We start from the raw sequence: 20,070 nt of genomic DNA, 5'->3' as shown, positions 1-20,070 counted from the left end.
AAAATCTTGAAAGAAAAGTACTATAAATTGGAACTTCAAGGGCAGTTCCTACATAAATCAGCCAAGCATTTTATAAACAAGAAATCAGTACCGAGAGTTGGTACGCGAAAGTAATATCCGTCCTTGATCATTGCTTTATATTCTATATCAAGTTCAACAAGCGTTTCTGAATTTTCAAAAACAAAAGATATAGGTGATAAAACCACAGGCATATCGTTAGCTTTTGCACGCAGCAGTTCACTTTCGGTGCTTGGCTCTAGCCATTTTACGGGGCCTATCTTACTCTGATAACATATTGACCAATCAAGTTCCTTGATATTTAATTTTTTTACTATTAATTTTACTGTTTCTTCTATTTGTGAGGCATAAGGGTCGCCCTTTTCAATAACACTCAAGGGCAAGCTATGGGCTGAAAATAGGATTCTTGGTTCACCAATTTTGCTTGCTAATTTATAATACTGAGCTGTTAGGTTAACGTGAGCTTCAATAAAGTCTTGATTATCATAATAATGGTTGATTATTTTTGTGTTGCATTTTAGACCATATCTTTTAGCGTTTTTTTGCCAATTTTCGATAGACGACAAAGTTGTAGTAGTCGAATATTGAGGATATAGCGGTAGCAGAATTACCTCATCAGGACCAAACTGCTTTACACTCTTAACAACTTCATCAGCAAATGGATGCCAATATCGCATACAAACGAATACTCTGGCCAGCTCTGGTGTCATTCCAGCACGTGACGCTGGAATCCAGTTCTTTTTTCTAGACCCCAATCCCACACTACTTGGATGACAAAAGACAGATCTATTAAGCCCTCGTTCAAGCGCTTCAGCTTGCATTTTTGTATTCTCTAAAATTGGCGATTTGCCTCCAATTTGCTCATATATTTTTCGTGCAGTATTTTCTCGTTTTGCGGATATAAACTTTGCTAAAAGAAACCGAAAGGGGTTTGGTAGATTTATTACTCTTCTGTCGTAAAAGAGATTAAATAAAAAAGGACGGACCGCATTTGGTGAATCAGGTCCGCCAAAGTTAAGTAAGATGACTGCCCTTCTCACCTATGCACTACAACAAGTTGCTTTTGTGGTGCCTATAAGCTCAGCTACAGGTTTATCAAGTATAGATATAGGTACTAAATTTCTCACACTGGCATACAATAGGTGGCCAGATCTTTGCAGGTTACTCTGTATGAATGAAAAGCTTCTATCAAAGATCAGATCAACGCAAAAACTTGGCATTGCTTCAAAAAGTTCAACAGCAGCTAAAGTTAGCATGATACAGCTTTGAAGAGCTCTCAGAAGAACTTTTAGGGGAAAAAGTAAAACTTTGAGAAAAGAGAGGCTGCTTGCTTCATTTGGCGATTGTTCTTGGTTAGGTGAGTTATACTCAATGTGTTTTCTGTTTTTATCAAAGATAGGGAATTTTATAGTATCTTTCTTAAATTCCGCATCTATTGTTTCTCTACTGTAGTCAGTGGTTTTTGCCATTAACTTCTCACACAGATTAAAAGTCCTAACAACGAAACATGTAGCAATCATTAAAACAGCACAAGCAAGTGCACATTGTAAAAGGCTTAACCCGCATACCATAGCTGGTAATGCAAAGCAAGCAAGTAGCGGTATAGTGATCATTTCACCAAACGGAATAATATTCCTTTTCATTGCAAAGGCAGGACCTTCTTGTAATTTTGTATTGTGACGCGAGCTATATTCCAAATAACTCAAAAAAGCCAAGCTGAAAGTTAAAAACCCTTTTGTTCCACAAAAAATTGATGATTTTAAATTATTAACAAACGTTTTAGCAGTAAATTCAGTTTTAACTGGTTGTTTGGTAACAGACTCAGTTTCTGTTTTATTACGACAACATCCACCCATACTATATCTCCTTGATGGTTTATTCTTAACTATAAACAAAAAATCACTTTGATGAAATAAAAATTCGCAATAGAATGAATCTATAAATGTATGATCTTATATAAGAAAATAATATGGCAATTGAGAGAGCACTTTCGATATTAAAACCTGACGCAGTAAGAAATAATATTACAGGCAATATAAATTCCTACATCGAAAAATCAGGACTAAAGATTATAGCGCAAAAAATGATGTTACTGACAAGAAGACAGGCAGAACTGTTTTATGAAATCCATAAAGATAGGCCTTTTTTTGGGGAGTTAGTAGAATTTATGACTTCTGGTCCTCTAATGGTTCAAGTTTTAGTTGGTGAAAATGCAGTGAGTAAATACAGACAAATCATGGGAGCGACAGATCCAAAGCAGGCAGATAAAGGTACAATCAGAGGTGATTTTGCTGATAACATTAATGAAAATAGAGTTCATGGCTCAGATAGCTTGGAAAATGCTCGTAGGGAAATAGCTTTCTTTTTTGCTGAGTGCGAGTTAGTGCAGCTTTAGATTGACTGAAATAAATGCGTAATTCTATACTCTTTACTGAGATCTAATAAAACAAGATTTGAAATTTTGTGCGATGTCGTTAATTATAGCGAGATATGCATCTTTTCCAGGTTCTATGTCTGACCCAATAGGATCAAGAATTACCATTTTTGCGTCATTAGAGAGGGCTTTAGGTTTTATACTATCTTCTCGTGAAGAAGAAAATATACATTTAATGTTTTCTTCCTTGATCATCTTTCTTAGTTTCATCAAACTTCTCATACCTATGTAAGCATCCTCTTCTATAGAAAGAATGGCACTTGGATGATTTAAGCCAAAATATTTTTCAAAATATTGATAGGAATCGTGGGTAACTATATATTTTTTGCTTTTAAAGCCATTCAATTCTCTCGTAATTTTTTCTGTTTCTTGGTCTATCTTCTTTATAGCTCTCATTGCGTTTTGGTTGTACTTATAAGAATTTTCTTTATCTATACAAGACAGCGTTGTACTTATAGAAAGTATCATGTTCTTTGCATTCTCAGGACTAAGCCAAATGTGTAGGTCTTTTTCATCTTGAATATGAATGATATGTCTAGAGAATGAATGTGGTCGAACAGGGAGTAGATTAACTGCCTTTGATAACTGCACAAGTTTTTTATTGCTTCTAGCAAAGGTTTTAACAAATGTTTCTAGATTATCATCAACGTAAAATATGACGTCACTTGATTCCAAATTACTTGCATCAGATGGCTTTAATGCATGATCATGTACAGATGCTTTATAGGCAAGCAAGAGTGGTTTTGAAATTCCATCTATAACAGAGGCTACAAGAGAATGTATAGGCTTTATTGTAGCTACGATTTTTAAATTGGATGAAAAGGCAGTACCGTGATATAGTGTAAACAAAAGTGATAGAAAAGAAGCCAGTAAATGTCTCATGAAAACGTTGAGAAAAAATTGAATTTTGTCAAAAAGTTAAACAATGTCAACAGCAGTGTCCTAAAGATAGAAAACCTTACCCTTGCATATGATAATAAGAAGGTTCTCGATGGTATTAATATATCAATAGAGAGGGGAGATGTAGTTACTATACTTGGTCCAAATGGTGGAGGTAAAACCTCTTTGGTAAAGGCAGTTGCTGGTATAAATAAGAAGAACTACACTGGTAGTGTCATGTTCGCTGACGATATAAAAATCAGTTATATGCCACAAAATTTTAGCATCAGTAATTTGATGCCGATAACAGTTGAATATTTTCTTTTAAACAGTTTCTCAACAAAATTTAAGAAAGATCAATCAATTATTACAAAAGCGATAGAATTGGTTGGTATTGGCAACATTTTGAAGAATCAAGTGTTAGAGATTTCTGCAGGGCAAACACAATTATTACTGCTTGCACGCTGTTTAATCGTAGAACCTGACTTAATTATTCTGGATGAGCCGGTCAGTGCAATGGATGTTAGCGCACGGGCTAAGTTTTACGATATTATAAGTAAGATAGCAAAAAAACGACTTGGTTCGATTCTTATGACATCTCATGATTTAAACTCCATAGTACCATGTTCAGATTATATAATTTGCATAAATAATACTATCTATTGCCAAGGTAAGCCTGGTGAAATTATGAAGAATAAAACTCTGAGTGAAATATTTGGCAGTTACGCAGCGAAATGATTCAAAATATTCTGCGCCTTTTGTATATAACCGCAGTGCTGACTCGTTACAACATATTACCTTGTTTGCTTGCTCCTTCAAGGAAGTCAATAAACAAGATACAAGGCTACAAACTAAAGTGTGCTCTTGAAAAATTAGGCCCAGTGTTTATTAAATTTGGACAATCCATTTCATCACGCACTGATATTTTAAATGAGGATATAACAAATAACTTATTGTTAATATGTGATAGGCTGCCATCTTTTTCACACAAAATAGCAGTTAAAACTATAGAAAGCGAATTTAATTGCAAGTTAAGCGATATTTTTTCAAGCTTTTCTGAAGAGCCAATTGCAGCAGCATCAATTTCTCAAGTGCATAAAGCAACTACAACGGAAGGTAAAGAAGTTGCGGTAAAGATTTTAAGGCCAAACATTGAGAGAGCATTTTCAAGGGATATAAAAACACTTTTTTGGCTTGCAGAGGTTACAGAAAGATTTAGTGAACAATCAAAAAGGCTAAGACCGATTGAGTTAATCAAAACTTTTGCTGAAATTTGCCGATTAGAGCTAGACCTACGTTTTGAAGCCGCTCATTCTTCAGAGCTAAAGGAGAACACAAAAAACGATAGAGGTTTTTATGTATCTGGAGTGGATTGGAGCAGGACTTCAAAAAAAGTTTTAACGCTAGAATGGATAGAAGCAACACCAATATACGAGGTTGAGAAACTAAATAATCATAAGCAAATAGCTATAAATCTTATAGAATCGTTCTGCAATCAAGTATACAGAGACTGTTTCTTTCATGCAGATATGCACCCTGGAAATCTCATGGTCGATAGTAACAACAATATTGTCGCCCTCGATTGTGGAATCATGGGCCGAATAGACCGCGAAACGTGCTATTATGTGATAGAGATACTGAAAGGGTTTTTAAGTCGGGATTATGATCACGTTGCAAAGGTACATTTTAGAGCTGGCTATGTCTCATCACATCACAAAAATTTCGTTACAGCGTGTAGAGCAATAGGTGAACCTATTATAGGACAACCTATACAGAAAATTTCTTTTGCTAGTTTACTCGCTCAATTGTTCAAAATAACTGGTGATTTTGATATGAAAGTTCAAACACAATTGTTATTACTGCAGAAAACTATGATTTTACTAGAGGGAACATGTAGAAAAATCTACCCAGAGATCAATATGTGGAAAATAGTTGAAGCATGGACGGAGAATCAACATAAAAATAAAATAGGTTATAGGGAAAGAGTAAAAAGTTCTTATCCTGTAAAGACAATTCAGGAAGTATTCAGCCTTGTAGAGAAATTGAACCTAATAGCTGATCAAAAACTAGAGAATATCCAGGTTAAGATTAGATCAAATCGAAAGACCTATTTTTCACTGTGGTTTGTAATAGTGGTGCTAATCATTAAACTTTTCATTTTCTAATAAGTGTTGCTTTTTAAGTCGCTATAGTTAAAATAAATGAAGTTTACCTCTGTCCCCCTACCTGCTAGCGGGATCTATGACGTAGGGTTGCACTAGCTGTACAGTTAGGATGACATCGAAAAGTGCGTTATTGCTAAACAATTATGCAAGGGATCTGATTTCTGAGTTTAAAGTTTTTATTGTCTATAGAGGATAAGCTGCTACAATAAAAAATAAAGATAGAGAAAACTTCAAGTTATGCAGGATGATACTAAAAAAAAAACGACAGTAGAAGAAAAAGGTATATTGGGTTGGGTAGAATATAGATTACCTATATTTTCTTTTCTAAAGCACGTTGCTTCTTACCAAGTGCCAAAAAATCTAAATTATGCTTGGAATTTTGGCTCTTTGGCTGGTATAGCGCTAATTTTACAAATAATAACGGGCATCTTTCTTGCTATGCATTACACTCCGCATGTCGAACATGCATTTAACAGCGTGGAGCGTATAATGCGTGACGTTAACTATGGATGGCTGATACGTTACACTCATGCCGTCGGGGCATCGCTCTTCTTTATGGTGGTCTATGTTCATATAATGCGTGGGTTATATTATGGATCTTATAAAAGGCCACGAGAGATGGTCTGGTTTATTGGTATATTTATATTCTTTGCAATGATGGCAACAGCTTTTATGGGATATGTTCTCCCTTGGGGGCAAATGAGCTTTTGGGGTGCAACAGTTATAACTAACTTATTTTCAGCTATACCTTTAATTGGTGATAAAATAGTTGTATGGTTATGGGGAGGCTTCTCTGTTGATAATCCAACGCTCAATCGTTTTTTTGCTCTGCATTACCTTCTGCCTTTTGTCATTGTCGCTTTAGCTATGCTGCATGTCATTGCTCTGCATAGATTTGGCTCTGGTAACCCAAGTGGGACAGAAGTAAAATCAGATAACGATACCATTCCGCTCTACCCTTATTATGTAGTAAAGGACTGTATAACTTTTGGTCTGTTTTTTATAGTTCTGTTTGCGTTTGTTTTCTACGCACCCAATTATCTAGGACACCCCGATAATTATATAGAAGCTGACCCTATGGTAACTCCAGTACATATAGTACCGGAATGGTATTTTTTGCCTTTTTATGCAATGTTGCGTTCAATTCCAAATAAGCTTATTGGTGTGCTTAGCATGTTTGGGTCTATTTTAGTGTGGTTTTTATTACCCTGGCTCGACAAATCAAAAGTTAGAAGTGGCGCTTATCGCCCATTATTTAAGAAATTTTTCTGGGCCTTTGTAGTAAATTTTGCATTTCTTACCTGGCTTGGGGGACAGGAAGTCAAAGAACCTTACATTACTCTAAGTAGGCTTTCCACTCTTTATTATTTTACATACTTTGTAATAGTTTTACCTCTGCTCAGTAAGTATGAGAAACCAGAGAAACCACCAAAAACCATAAGTGATTCTGTGCTGGAGATGAAGTAATGCTGGTTAAAAATATATTAGCTATGTTCTGCACATTATTTCTTGCTCATTTTTTGTGTGCTGAAGAGTTTAAGCCATCACCAAATAAAAAAATGGACTGGAGTTTTGATGGAATTACCGGGTCTTTTGATAGGGAGTCAATTCAACGTGGTTATAAAGTATACAAGGAAGTTTGTGCTGCTTGTCATTCAATGAACAGAGTGGCATTTCGTAATTTGCAAGATATCGGTTTTTCTGAGGAGGACGTGAAACAGATTGCAGCCTCTTATCAAGTTAAAGATGGTCCGAGCGATTTAGGTGAAATGTTCGATAGACCTGGAATACCTTCGGATTATTTTATCGCACCTTTTGATTCGAAAGAAGCAGCTGCAGCAAGTAATAATGGTGCAGTTCCACCGGACTTGTCATTAATTATTAAAGCGAGCCACGATGGTGCAAATTATGTCTATTCACTGCTGACAGGTTATCAAAACGGTGAGCACGATGAAAATGATTTATATTTCAACCCGTATTTTCCAACAGGTAAGTTAGCTATGGCACCACCACTTTCTGAAGGAATTGTGGAGTATGACGGTACAAGGCAGGCTATAGTTGAAAACATGGCGTATGATGTGGTAAATTTTTTACAATGGGCATCAGAGCCAGAACTAGAGCACCGACACAAGCTTGGATTTAAAGTGGTAGCATATTTTGTAATTTTAACAGTGTTTTTTGTGTTAACTAACAATAAAATTTGGAGCAAGCTCTATAAAAAGAAAAGATAAAGTTTTTTATATTGACACTCACTTTCATACCTTATTTATACTAATAAGTATATTAATAGTAAATGTATTATGAAAATATAGAACTATGGAATTTCAAATCGTTACACACTTTAAACCAGCCGGAGATCAGCCACAAGCAATCGATAGCTTAGTTGCAGGGCTAAATAGCAATAAAAAAGACCAGGTTTTGCTTGGAGTTACCGGTTCTGGAAAAACTTTCACTATGGCAAACGTTATTGCAAGAACAAACAGACCTGCATTAATTATGGCACACAACAAAACTTTGGCGGCGCAGCTTTATGAGGAAATGAGAGGATTTTTTCCCCATAACGCTGTTGGATACTTCATTTCTTATTATGATTACTATCAGCCCGAGGCCTATTCGCCACAAACTGATACCTATATTGAAAAGGACTCTGTAATTAACGAAAGAATTGACATGCTGCGTTATTCTGCTGTTTGTTCTCTTTTGGAGCGCAGGGACACAATTGTAGTTGCCAGTGTTTCCTGTATATATGGTCTTGGTTCGCCCGAAAGCTATCTTAATATGACCTTGACTTTAAGTGCTGGAGATAAAATTCGTGTTAATGACTTCCTGAATAATTTAGCTAATCTCCAATACAAGCGCTCTGATGTCAGATTTGAGAGAGGATATTTCAGGGTGCGCGGCGATATTATCGACATATTTCCTGCCTACTACGAAAACAAAGCTTGGCGTTTATCGCTAATAGGTGATGAAATAGAAGAAATTTCTGAGATTGATGCTATGACCGGCAATATCATCAAGCGCATAGATAAAATCACTATTTTTCCAAACAGCTACCACATTACCTCACGTGAAACTCTATTGCAAGCGGTTCAGCTGATCAAAAAAGAGCTGCATGAACGTTTGGATTATTACTATTCACAGAACAAAATTGTTGAAGCAAAGCACCTTGAGCAGCGCACCAACTTTGATATCGAAATGATCCTAGCAACAGGAACATGTAAAGGTATCGAAAATTATTCGCGTTATCTCTACGGTATGGAAGCTGGAGATGCACCGCCTACTTTGTTTGAGTATTTACCCAAAGATGTAATTTTATTTGTCGATGAGAGTCATGTTACCGTTCCTCAGATTGGTGCGATGTATAGCGGTAACGAGGCACGTAAAGAAAAATTGGTGGACCACGGATTTAGGCTCCCTTCTGCTTTCGACAATCGTCCATTAAAATTTGAAGAGTGGGAAGCAGTACGGCCGCAAACCATTTTCATTTCCGCTACTCCCGGAAAATATGAGTTGGCAAAAACCAATAATGTATTCATAGAACAAGTTATTCGTCCAACGGGGCTTACAGATCCAATCTGCATTATAAAGCCAACAGAAACTCAAGTTGATGATGTGCTTCACGAAGCGCAAGTGACGATAAAGAAAGGGTTTTGTGTTCTTATTACCACATTGACAAAAAAAATGGCTGAAAAGCTAGCTGAACATATGAGTGAGCTAAATATGAAGGTGAGTTACATACATTCAGATATCGGTGCGCTGGAGAGGATTGACATTATATGCAAATTAAGATCAAAAGAAATCGATGTTCTAGTTGGTGTTAACTTACTGCGGGAAGGTCTTGATATTCCAGAATGTGGATTGGTTGCAATTTTGGATGCTGATAAGGAAGGATTTTTGCGATCAGAAACTTCGCTCATTCAAACGATAGGTCGTGCTGCACGCAATGCCGAAGGTAGGGTAGTTTTATATGCAGATAAAATGACCGGTTCTTTAGACCGCGCGTTGAAAGAAACAGAAAAAAGAAGAAAGAAACAACAAGAATATAATACACTACATAATATTACACCAAAAACTATAATAAAGGCTATATCAAATACCCTACAAGATAAAGTAGTAGCTGAGGAAAACATCAATATTAGTAATGTTGATTTAAAAAATTTAAAGAAGCAGATGTTAAAACATGCTGAAAATCTAGAGTTCAAAGATGCAGCAAAAATAAGAAATATTCTCAAAAGATTTGAAGATAAACTTCCTGCAAACCAAAACTAAGCAGAAAAAAAGCAATTTACTAGTTACGCCATGCTTCTGCGGGTCTCACGCGGATTCCACTTGCAACTAACCATTAGTCATAAATATTAAGAAATTTACCAAATAAAAAAAAAGCAAAAGAAGCCATGGTCGGTATTTATTTTCAGTGTTGGCGTTTTTGTGTCTTAAACGCTGCAATTTAGCGACTTTTAAACTACAACAGACCTTAGTTTAAATATTAAAAATTTACTAAACAGAAAAAAGGCAAAAGAAACACCGAGTAGCTAGTACTCAAATTCTCCCTTGTTCTATTTGACGTTCTATACTGTCTTAAACGACTTATAAGCGCATTTCAGCTTGTATAGGTAAAAACCAGAAGTTTTAAAAAGACGTGAGGTGCACATAGTGCAAAAATTTAAACATGAGACGCCAAATACAAAGTTTCCTTTGTCATTTTAATCTGCAGATTGGGAAGTTAAATGAATAGCCTCAGTATCATTATAAAGGTAACGGCGAAGGTTGTCAAGTAGTTTTTTCGCATATGCTAAAAGCTGGTTTGCTATGCGAAGAGTCTATTGACACTGAGTATCATCTGGAGTAGTGGTAAATAGGAATGTTTAAAAGTATTTTCAAATTTAGTTTTTTACGGCTATTTCAAGAATCTCAGGACTAATAAGGGATATATTAATTGCCATGGTTGTCGGTGCAACCCCTCTTGCAGATGTATTTTTTTCTTCGTTTCGCTTTGCCAATCTATTTCGAGCGTTTTTTGCAGATGGAGCGTTCACTACCTCTTTTATACCGTTATATTCAGCAGAATCACGCGATAGTAAAAAGGCATTTAGCTTTGCAAGTAGCGTAATATCTCTCACGTTTATTGTTTTATTGATTTTTTGCCTTATTATGCAGACTTTTTTCCTTATATGATTCAAGTATTCACTCCTGGGTTTGACCAAAGTAAACTCACCCTCACTGTGACTTTATCAAGAATTATGATGCCTTACATAATTTTTATTTCAATAGCATCACTTATCGGGAAAATTCTGCAAGTAAAGCAACATTTTGCTTCAACAGCCATTGCACCGATCATTTTGAATCTCTGTTTAATTGTTAGTTTACTTGTGCCTTACATAAAAACACCGGCTCACAATCTCTCCATAGCCGTCCTGATTGGAGGGATTTTTCAACTATTGTTGATGCTGTTTAGTGCATACAAACTAAAGGCTGCATTTTTTTAGCACAAAATTGAGTAATGAAGTAAAGTTGTTTTTAAGCGTGTAATACCAGCAATTATCAACAATTGTGTAACTCAGATAAGCCTATGGATTGACACAATCATGACGAGTTTTATACCAAATGCGGTGTCCTATATATATTATGCCGATAGACTAAATCAACTACAACAGGGAATAATCGGCACTGCAATTGGTACAGTGCTTCTTCCTTTAATTTCAAAACAAATAAATGATACTGAAAATATAGCCAAAATACAAAGCAAAGCTCTCAATGTAGGATTAATATTAACTATGCCAACAACTGCCGCCTTTATTATTATTCCCGACATAATTTTACTTACGCTTTTTTCTTACGGTAAATTTGATCACTATGCAGTGCAACAAACTGCTCCTACGTTGATAGCGCTTTCTCTTTCTTTACCTGCATTTATTACAAATAAAGCATTGCTACCCACGTTTTTTGCTAAGGGCAATTTTAAAATACCAACTATATTCTCACTAATGTGCCTTGAAATCAACGTGGTGCTAAACCTCTTGTTAATGCACAAATATCAGCACACAGGAATTGCTATCGCTACTTCCATTTCCACTTGGATAAATTCCATTCTGCTAATTAATTATCTAGCAATAAATAAAATGTATAAGATTAGCCAAGTATTACTATTAAATATCGTAAAAATTCTTATTGCAACGTTAGTCATGTCAGTAGTTCTTTATGTTTCTAGTTCCTTATCAGCAGGATTATTTCTCGATAAAATATTTGCTCGTGTCATCCATTTAGCAGCGCTAATATTTTTAAGTGTCGTTGTTTATTTTGGTACTCTTTATCTAATGTTTATGGGTGATTTTAAGTATATAAAACTATGAGATTTTCTATATACACAATATTATCAATCTCTTTGGTATTAATCCTTTTGCACATTGCCGCAACTTTCAAGGACTGGAATAGCTACAAGGAACATATTGTGCAAAAATTAGAAAATACATACAACGCTAAAGTACGCATTGGAGGAAAAGTCAAAGCTTCACTAATTACTCCAAACCTCACTATTTATAACGTGTACATTCAGTCCAACAACAATAGAGAGCAAAAATTACCGGATTTGATTAGCATAAATAAAATTGAAGTAAGACCGTCCCTTCTATCGTTATTTTTGCTTTCGCTACAACCAAAGTCAATTACATTATTCGGTATGAAAAGCAGTAAAGAAAATTTTGTTAATATTACAAATGAAAAAGCCAGTAAAGTTGATATAATAATAAAAGACAGCCAAGTAAGTTTAAGCAATAACTTCGTTGATTATAGCAATATTGTTAACATAAAAGAGATTGCTATTAAGAGAAATGGGCAATTCTTTGGTGAAGTAAAGGTAGGTGATAATAATTATGATTTTTTAGGAAAGGTTGATATTACAAAAAAGAATGTACACATTAATATCGAATCAAACTTTATAAAGTTGCTATTTACAGGCAACAGAAATCAAGAAGGGCTCCAGGGCAAGCTAACACTGACAATTAATAACAGTTCTGATTTTGTAAATGATCTAGCAAAGATTATCAATCTCAGCTTTCTTGCTTATGCTATCCCTAGTGAAAATATCGAGATATCGTCTAACATCAACCTCAATGAAGATGAGTTTGCAGCAACTGATTTGAGAATCGATTCTAAAAGCATGCAAGCCAGCGGTACAATACGAAATGATAGAAAAAATAATCACACTAACGTCAATATTATCTTCAGTAAAGTTGATTTGGATTCTATACAAAATGACTCACGAAAAACAACGGAGATAAAAGATCTCTTAGAATGTTTTAGAGATGTTGTGCCAAAAAACTTGAGCCTAGACTTTAATATGGAGGTTTCAAATATTCAATACCAAAACAGAGTATTGGATAAATTTCACGCTATGTTAAAATTCGCTGATGGCGAAGTAAAAGTTGATACGCTACTTCAATTTCCTGGAACCAATAACATATCTCACCTATCAGGAAAAGTCTCGAATAGTGGTGCCTTATCTGAATTTAATGGTGGTTTATTAGTAAAAGGGGATAATTTCGAATCGTTCATTTCATGCTTTTTCCCTTCTATAAGGATAAAAGAAAGCGAAAAAAATCAATTTACAATAAGTTTCAAATTACACCTTGCACCCAGGATATTGTCTATTCCAGACATTAGATTGCTGAATGATAAAGAATTTTTGCAGGGATCAATTAAAGTAAGTCACACAAAAAAACGTAATGTGATTGGTGGTAGATTCAGTGTACATAACCTTAACGCGGACAAATATGATTATTCATTACTCAGTAGTTTATCTAAAATGAAATGGTTAAAAAATTCGAAGTATGATGTAAGCATAGAAACCAACGTTAGTGATTTTACGTTAAATGATACTAAAATTGAAGAGTTGGGTTTTTCGTTGAAAATAGAAAATGGTAAGCTAGTTGCAGATAAGATAAAACTATCAGGAGAAGATTTTGATATCACCGGCGACATAAAAATATTAGTGGACAAAAAATACATCAAGCCTTTGTTAGATGTGAACCTTACGGGCAAAAAACTTAATGTCAGTATCTTAAAATTACCGAATTTAATAGAGGTGAAAAGAGATTCAAAAAGTAAGATAAACCAGATTCAATGGTCAGCAAAACATCTTGATTTTTTAGACAACAAAAAAGACTTTGATGCAAATGTGCAGATTAATGTTGCAGAACTTAAGGCTGAGCAGGATATTTTGAAGGACTTTAATTTGAATGCAGTAATGATAAATAACATCATTACTGTTAAAAAAGTGGACTATGCACTAGGGCATGGACAAGTATCTTTTCAGGGTTATCTAAGGCCAAATTCAATGTATATAAAATTTTTCACAGCAAATTTGGACACTGAAAGGGTTGGCAAGGTTATAGGAATTAATAATGTAAATGGTCAGATAAGCTTAAATGGCGCAATTAAAGCTCAAGGAAAGAGCTTTCATGATTGGGCTAATAATTCGTCAGGGGAAATTAATTTGCAAACACGAGGAATAGAATTTACTAACGTGGATTTTAATTCGTTCATTACTAATTTACTAAGCAGTAAGAATAAATCTGAAGTTTCCACGCTTACTAACGTTGGTATATATAATGGCAGTACACTTTTTGAAAATGTTAGCGGAAAAGCAAGCATTAAAAATGGTATATGCTCAACTAGTTTACAATTTCAAATTAATCAAGCGTCAGGGTCTACTTCTTCTAATCTAACCTTATCTAGCTTCACTTTAGTTTCTTTATCCAGATTTTTCTTCATTCCACCAGGCCGTAGTAGTCCAGTTTATATTGATATGCACTTAGATGGACCTATTTGGCGTCCTAAGATGAGTTTTGATGAAGACCAAATATTTACTACCCTGAATAGAAGTTAAAAGTATTAAATGTGTTTTATTGCCCAAATAGCTGTCTAAGCCATGGAACTAAAAAACACTTGACAACCTTCGCTGTTATCCTTACCATAGAACTGGAGCTATTCATTTAGCTTCAATCTGTACAGATTAAACGACGAAAGTATCACGTTTGGCGTCTTATATTTAATTTTTTGCACTATGTGCACCTCATGTCTTTATTAATTTCACCTAGACTTCTAGGTTTTTCCCTATATAAGCTGAAACGCGCTTATAAGTCGTTTAAGACATCAAAAACGCCAATTTGCAGGATTAGAGAGTGGGCAACTTCTACCACGGGATTTCTTTTGCTTTTTTTCTCATTTGGTAAATTTCTTAAGCATAAAGCTTATATCAACTTTCGTTATCAAACAAGACACATAATAAATTCGCTAATCGCAGGAAAACTTTTTAACTTACCATTGGGATTTGGTATTAGAAGATATTAATAACTACACACAATTTCTTGCAAATATTCAATCTTTTTGTGCCTAAATTTTTAAGCTCTGAATATGTTGATCAAAAAATACTTACGTTTGCTCTTCAACGCATCTCTTGATGCATACCCCTCCACTTTCCTCTGGCAAAAAACCCACCAACTTGTGCATCACACAGAGTCTTATACATTCCATTTTTATCGAGCAATGCTTGGTGCGTGCCGTCTTCTATAATCTCACCCTTGTCAAACACTAAAATGCGATCCATATGCAAAAGCGTAGATAGGCGATGAGCTATCAATATTGTAGTTTTGCCTTGCATCAACTCCCATAGGGACTTTTGAATATCACTTTCAGTTACAGAATCAAGTTGTAAAGTTGCTTCATCCAAAATTAATATAGGAGCGTTTTTAAAAATAGCTCTTGCAATTGCAATACGCTGCCTCTGCCCACCTGAAAGTTTTATACCTCTTTTGCCAACGAGTGACTCATAACCCTGTGGTAATTTTGAAATAAATTCATGGGCATGCGCACGTTGGCAGCCTCTATCACTTCATCATCACTAGCATCTGCTTTGCCATAGCGAATATTTTCCATCAGAGTTCTATGAAAAAGCGATGGATCTTGTGGAATTATTCCAATGTTTCTGTGCAAAGAATCCTGGGTTACATTGCGAATATCTTGTCCGTCAATTGAAATCTTTCCAGATTTTACATCGTAAAGGCGAAGAATTAAATTAACAAATGCTGACTTGCCACCACCTGAGTAACCAACAAGCCCTACTTTTTGACCAGATTCAATCACTATGGACTTGTCTTCAAATATTGATTTTGCATCTTTATAATGAAAATGAACCTTATCAAAAGTAATCTCACCTTTTTTAACAACCAGATCTACAGCATCTGGCCGGTCTTGAATTCCAGGGACCGCAGTAATTGTCCTCAAAGCCTGAGTAATCCTTCCCAATGATTTATAAAATTGTGAGAAGTCCTTGGCTATCATCCAAAGAAAATTAGCTATTGCTATATTAACAGTCATAACAAAAGCAAAATCTCCAGTAGTAATTGACCCTTGCCCCCTTCCTTTAATTAGGAAGTATAAATTAAGTATTTGCATGATTAAAAATAAGAAACCATAGAAAGTAAAAATCCACGTACACAGCCACTGAAGTCTTTGCTCTGCTTTAACAGCTTCACTATGAGTAGCTAGCAAAGATAATTTTTCCTGGTACTTACTCGCAAACAACCTTACAGACATGATATTTGAGAATATATCCACCATTTTACCAGTAATGCTTGAACCAAGCTCTGACCACGCATCTGCAAGATGCGTTATCTTTCCTGCAAGTAAGAGGGAAGACAGAACAAATAATGCAGACCAAGTTAACATCAATAAAGCAAAGCTGATATTCACTTGCCATAAAAAGTAAACTGCGATACTAAGCGCTAATGCACGACCCATGACTCTGTCAGCCATAATTTGCATGATATCTGGAATATAATTTATTAAATCATTAACCTTGTTGGCAAGACTGCCAGAGAAGTTGTTTTGGTAGTAGCTATTATCTTGATTTAATAATATAGAAATACTTGATTCAACAATGTTTTTTGGAGATTGGTAATCATTTTAATTTCAAAAAAATAGTTATATAGCCTGGTAATGCACTCAAGTAAAAGTAATATCAGTACATAAAATATGGCAGGAGTTGCTATATTATAAAAAAGATTATCTGCAGCTGATGTTGAAGCACGATCTATAATAATTTTTATCAAGTATGGACTAAAGGAAACATCAACAGCCCAGACTAATGCTGTCAGGAATACTATTGTAATATGAAACGGAAATGGACGCGGCATTTTCAGGATGAAAGATATTGTTGTGATGTCATTCATTTGAACTATGCACGGAAATGCTAACCAATTTGAAAAACTTGTGCTACCTTGTATTACAGCAATCAAAAATAAAAAAGGGAAATAACCGTGCTCAACATACAAAATAACGCTCCACTTTGCATGCAATGGATATTCTTAGCAGTGTGTGCTCTTGCTTGTTCTGGGTTGCTGTCAATAATTGTTATTTTTCTACGATTGCCTTTTATTTCCTCTCTCATTCCTTCTGCACAATATATTTTTGACAATGCGCTGGTGATACACGTGAACTTGTCAATTTTGGTGTGGATGTGCTCTATAATATCCCTGCTCTTTATCATAAATCTACAAAACACCAATAATTGGCTCAACTTTTTATGGATTCTATCAACCCTTTCCATGCTGCTGATGTTCATATCAGCATTTGTCCCAAACACTGAAGTGATCAAAAGTAACTATATCCCCGTATTACAAAACAAATTATTTTTGTTTGGGCTCGGTTTGTTTATTACCAGCATATTGGTAAATGCAGCCCTCATCTACATGTCAAATAAACAAGCTTCCTACCTTTCCGTTGGGCAAATTGGACTAGTTATTATACTTGTATCATCATTTCTTTGCTTTGTTCTAGCACATAAAAATATGCCTCCAGGTCTGTATCACTCAGACAAGAGTTTATTTTACGAATATCTCTTCTGGGGAGGCGGACATTTATTGCAATTTGCATTTGCTCAAGGAATGTTTTTAGTTTATTTGATAATACTAAGTTCCAGCGCCAATCTAGCTTTAAACAATAAAATTACCATTTTAGCGCTATTTATCAACACAATCTTGGCTGTAGGCGCGCCGTTTACATATTTTGTTTATTCGGTGGATAGTGCTGAATTGATACAGTTTTTTACTTGGCATATGAGAATTGCTGGAGCAGTTTTGCCGTGTTTCTTAATAATGCTCGTGTATCGCAACATAAAAACCTTACTTGATGAGAAGGGCAATTATTTGCTCCATTCATTTGTATTATTTATCTATGGAGACATGCTTGGAGTGCTGACTATTGAGGGAAATGTCACAATTCCTGCTCATTACCATGGTTCTGTGGTTGGTATCACTATAGCTTTTATGAATTTTGTCTACTGGCTGTTGCCAAAACTAGGTTGTAAAGAGATAAAAAGCTCTGTAGTAAGATTACAGATTTACTCATACAGTTTGGGACATTTTCTCCATATTACTGGCCTTGTATGGCTTGGTGGGTATGGAGCTTTAAGGAAAGTTGCGGATTTACCAAGCATTTCGTCGGTGCTAGCGCGCATCTGTTTCATTATGGGTGGAGCTGTATCAGTTGTTGGTGGAATGTTGTTCGTGATAATTGTGCTTTTATCTCTGCTTAAAAGCATGGCGCGTACCAACTAAGAAACGGAACTAAAAAAAACTACTTTACAACTTTTGCCGATTTCATTATTATAACACTAAGGGTATTTTTGACTCAAAACTTGTTTTTTATCCACAGGCTCAATGACAAAATTCAGTAAAAAACTCAGGGTATTTTTCGGTATGTTATATCAAATTATAGCGGCTGTACGTCTTTTTCATTTTTCTACATTCAGCCAAATCGCGCTTGAACTAAGCGTCAGTAAATTATTATAGCGCCAATTTACAGTATTATAGAGTCAAAACTCGCCACTCGGGATTTTTTTGCCTTTTTCTCCATTTAGTAAAATTTTTAATGTTTATAGCTAGTTGCAATTCATGAACGAACATTCATTTTTACAACAAATGTTGTCATTCCAGCGCGTGACGCTTGAATCTAGGAATTTTATTAGGTTAGTGAGTATAAACGTTATGTTAAAATACACCATTTTATGGAAACTAGATCTCAGTATCAAGTACTGGGATGATAAGAAAGGCTACTTGAATGACACCCGCAAATTACCTGCTAATTGCAATGCTCATACAGTTGTGCGCGTGACGCTTGCATGATAAGAGAAAACAGGAATCTAGACTGTAACTTTCGATTTAACCCAGTGATACAATTTACTTATTTTACCATCCTGGCCGAGCATTCCTGGACTATTTTTATAAAAAGTATCAACTATTAGTTTTATAGAACCTATTGCAGCAGAAAATACAGGATTTTTATCGTATTCGCCATCAAGGCCACTACACGACTTAGGACACCCAATACGGACTTGCTTATTGAATATATAGCTTGCAATCTCTTTCATGCTTGTGAGCTGACTGGTTCCGCCTGTGATGACTACTTTATTAATCGTGTCTTTTTGCTCCCGAAATTGCTCTTTTACTAGTTCAAGTATTTCTTCGATTCTCGGTCTTATAATGTCAACAAGCTCAGACTTGAGCACTTGGGTCGGTTCATCACTTTCATTATTTTGCACTGTGATATACTCGTTTTCATCTATTGAAGTCACAATAGTATTACCATATAGTATTTTTATGCGCTCTGCATGTTCTATACTCGTACATAGCCCATAAGCAATATCTCGAGTGATATGAATGCCACCAATTGGAATGCTGTCTGCATATATAAGTTTCCCCCTTTTAAAAATTCCAATTGCAGCGCACCCACCTCCTATGTCAACAATGGCAGTTCCGAGTTCTTTCTCATCTTCACTTAGGCAAGCAAGACCTGCAGAATATGAAGAGGCAATACAGCCGGCCATACTTAGCCCACTGTTATTGGTTACGCAGTTTTCAATATTGGTAAGCGCCGGACGAGAAGCAGTAACAACATTAACGTCAGCAGATAATCTTTTTCCATACAATCCACTAACTTCCTTTATGTCGGTCATGTCATCTAAGTGATATTTTAGCGGTATATTGTGAATGATAACATTTTCCTCAATATATTTCTCAAACGTTTGGAAGACTACACGTTTTATGTCCCGGTCAGAGATTTCATGATTAGCTGCAATAATTTCATTGTGCATGTTGAAAGATGAAATTCCACACCCAGCAATATTAATATATATCTGATCTATAGTCTCCTCCGATACTTGCTCAGCCAGACCTATAGTTGATGAAATAGAGTAATTTGCATGCTTTACGTCGGTTATTGATCCACCATTTATACCTTCTGCAATCTTATAACCTGTTCCTGTTATTTTATAACTGAAATTGCCACTGACCTCGACGATTAGATAGATAATCTTTGTTGTACCTATGTCTAAAACAGCAAAAACGCTTCTCTTTGGCTTTACTATTACTGCAGAGTACATCAGTTGACCTTATGACACAATTCAATTTAAATTGTAGCTTTCTTTAATAGTTTATATTCTATTATAAAAATACAGCAACATTTTAATATACCCCAAACACTGGACAAAAGAAAAAATAAAACATAGAATTATAATTT

General features: G+C 35.3%; 14 protein-coding genes and 1 pseudogene. 9 read left to right on the top strand and 6 right to left on the bottom strand.

Annotation, left to right across the window (positions count from 1 at the left end):
- Positions 1-35 precede the first annotated feature (35 nt).
- Positions 36-1,058 (bottom strand): ferrochelatase, encoded by a 1,023-nt coding sequence (gene hemH / locus AB6N09_RS01320; RefSeq protein WP_411131160.1) that lies wholly within the window; start codon positions 1,056-1,058, stop codon positions 36-38.
- Positions 1,059-1,874 carry a hypothetical protein gene (locus tag AB6N09_RS01315; RefSeq protein ID WP_411131159.1) on the bottom strand — a complete coding sequence of 272 codons (816 nt, stop codon included), beginning with the start codon at positions 1,872-1,874 and terminating at the stop codon, positions 1,059-1,061. It lies immediately after the preceding gene.
- A 113-nt stretch (positions 1,875-1,987) separates the two neighbouring features.
- Between AB6N09_RS01315 and ndk the strand changes: the two genes are divergently transcribed.
- Positions 1,988-2,413 (top strand): nucleoside-diphosphate kinase, encoded by a 426-nt coding sequence (gene ndk, locus AB6N09_RS01310; protein ID WP_411131158.1) that lies wholly within the window; start codon positions 1,988-1,990, stop codon positions 2,411-2,413.
- Between the two features lie 33 nt (positions 2,414-2,446).
- Here ndk and AB6N09_RS01305 read toward each other — a convergent pair whose 3' ends face one another.
- Positions 2,447-3,334, bottom strand: a complete 888-nt coding sequence (locus AB6N09_RS01305; protein ID WP_411131157.1) for a zinc ABC transporter substrate-binding protein — start codon at positions 3,332-3,334, stop codon at positions 2,447-2,449.
- On the opposite strand from AB6N09_RS01305, the gene AB6N09_RS01300 reads away from it, so the two are divergent.
- The 7 genes and pseudogenes from AB6N09_RS01300 (at position 3,326) to AB6N09_RS01270 (ending at position 14,380) form a co-directional block, all read left to right on the top strand.
- Positions 3,326-4,069: a metal ABC transporter ATP-binding protein gene (locus AB6N09_RS01300; RefSeq protein WP_411131155.1), complete on the top strand. Its 744-nt coding sequence runs from the start codon at positions 3,326-3,328 to the stop codon at positions 4,067-4,069. The two genes, AB6N09_RS01305 and AB6N09_RS01300, sit on opposite strands and share 9 nt — an antisense overlap.
- The gene (gene ubiB / locus AB6N09_RS01295; protein ID WP_411131154.1) at positions 4,066-5,496 is read left to right on the top strand and encodes a 2-polyprenylphenol 6-hydroxylase; all 1,431 of its coding nucleotides are present in this window, start codon (positions 4,066-4,068) and stop codon (positions 5,494-5,496) included. The genes AB6N09_RS01300 and ubiB overlap by 4 nt, the downstream gene beginning before the upstream one ends.
- A 237-nt stretch (positions 5,497-5,733) precedes the next feature.
- Positions 5,734-6,963 carry a cytochrome b gene (locus tag AB6N09_RS01290; protein WP_411131153.1) on the top strand — a complete coding sequence of 410 codons (1,230 nt, stop codon included), beginning with the start codon at positions 5,734-5,736 and terminating at the stop codon, positions 6,961-6,963.
- Positions 6,963-7,727, top strand: coding sequence for a cytochrome c1 (locus tag AB6N09_RS01285; RefSeq protein WP_411131152.1), 765 nt, complete (start codon positions 6,963-6,965; stop codon positions 7,725-7,727). The genes AB6N09_RS01290 and AB6N09_RS01285 overlap by 1 nt, the downstream gene beginning before the upstream one ends.
- A gap of 85 nt (positions 7,728-7,812) precedes the next feature.
- Positions 7,813-9,765: an excinuclease ABC subunit UvrB gene (uvrB, locus tag AB6N09_RS01280; RefSeq protein ID WP_411131151.1), complete on the top strand. Its 1,953-nt coding sequence runs from the start codon at positions 7,813-7,815 to the stop codon at positions 9,763-9,765.
- A 672-nt stretch (positions 9,766-10,437) separates the two neighbouring features.
- A pseudogene (murJ, locus tag AB6N09_RS01275) lies at positions 10,438-11,846 on the top strand (murein biosynthesis integral membrane protein MurJ).
- A complete protein-coding gene (locus AB6N09_RS01270; RefSeq protein ID WP_411131150.1) occupies positions 11,843-14,380 on the top strand; it encodes an AsmA family protein in 2,538 nt (845 codons plus the stop codon). The pseudogene murJ and the gene AB6N09_RS01270 overlap by 4 nt, the downstream one beginning before the upstream one ends.
- A 558-nt stretch (positions 14,381-14,938) precedes the next feature.
- On the opposite strand, the gene AB6N09_RS01265 is transcribed toward AB6N09_RS01270, so the two are convergent.
- Together AB6N09_RS01265 and AB6N09_RS01260 are read right to left on the bottom strand one after the other, a co-directional pair.
- On the bottom strand, positions 14,939-15,223 hold the full coding sequence (locus AB6N09_RS01265) for a hypothetical protein (protein ID WP_411131149.1): 285 nt from the start codon (positions 15,221-15,223) through the stop codon (positions 14,939-14,941).
- A gap of 71 nt (positions 15,224-15,294) precedes the next feature.
- A complete protein-coding gene (locus AB6N09_RS01260; RefSeq protein ID WP_411131176.1) occupies positions 15,295-16,413 on the bottom strand; it encodes an ATP-binding cassette domain-containing protein in 1,119 nt (372 codons plus the stop codon).
- Positions 16,414-16,811: 398 nt separating this feature from the next.
- On the opposite strand from AB6N09_RS01260, the gene AB6N09_RS01255 reads away from it, so the two are divergent.
- Positions 16,812-18,110 carry a cbb3-type cytochrome c oxidase subunit I gene (locus tag AB6N09_RS01255; protein WP_411131147.1) on the top strand — a complete coding sequence of 433 codons (1,299 nt, stop codon included), beginning with the start codon at positions 16,812-16,814 and terminating at the stop codon, positions 18,108-18,110.
- Between the two features lie 584 nt (positions 18,111-18,694).
- Here AB6N09_RS01255 and ftsA read toward each other — a convergent pair.
- Positions 18,695-19,933, bottom strand: coding sequence for a cell division protein FtsA (ftsA, locus tag AB6N09_RS01250; RefSeq protein ID WP_411131146.1), 1,239 nt, complete (start codon positions 19,931-19,933; stop codon positions 18,695-18,697).
- Positions 19,934-20,070 lie beyond the last annotated feature (137 nt).

It is taken from the genome of Wolbachia endosymbiont of Tettigetta isshikii, assembly GCF_041154185.1.
Lineage (GTDB): Bacteria > Pseudomonadota > Alphaproteobacteria > Rickettsiales > Anaplasmataceae > Wolbachia.
This window is presented reverse-complemented; position numbering and strand designations above follow the sequence as displayed.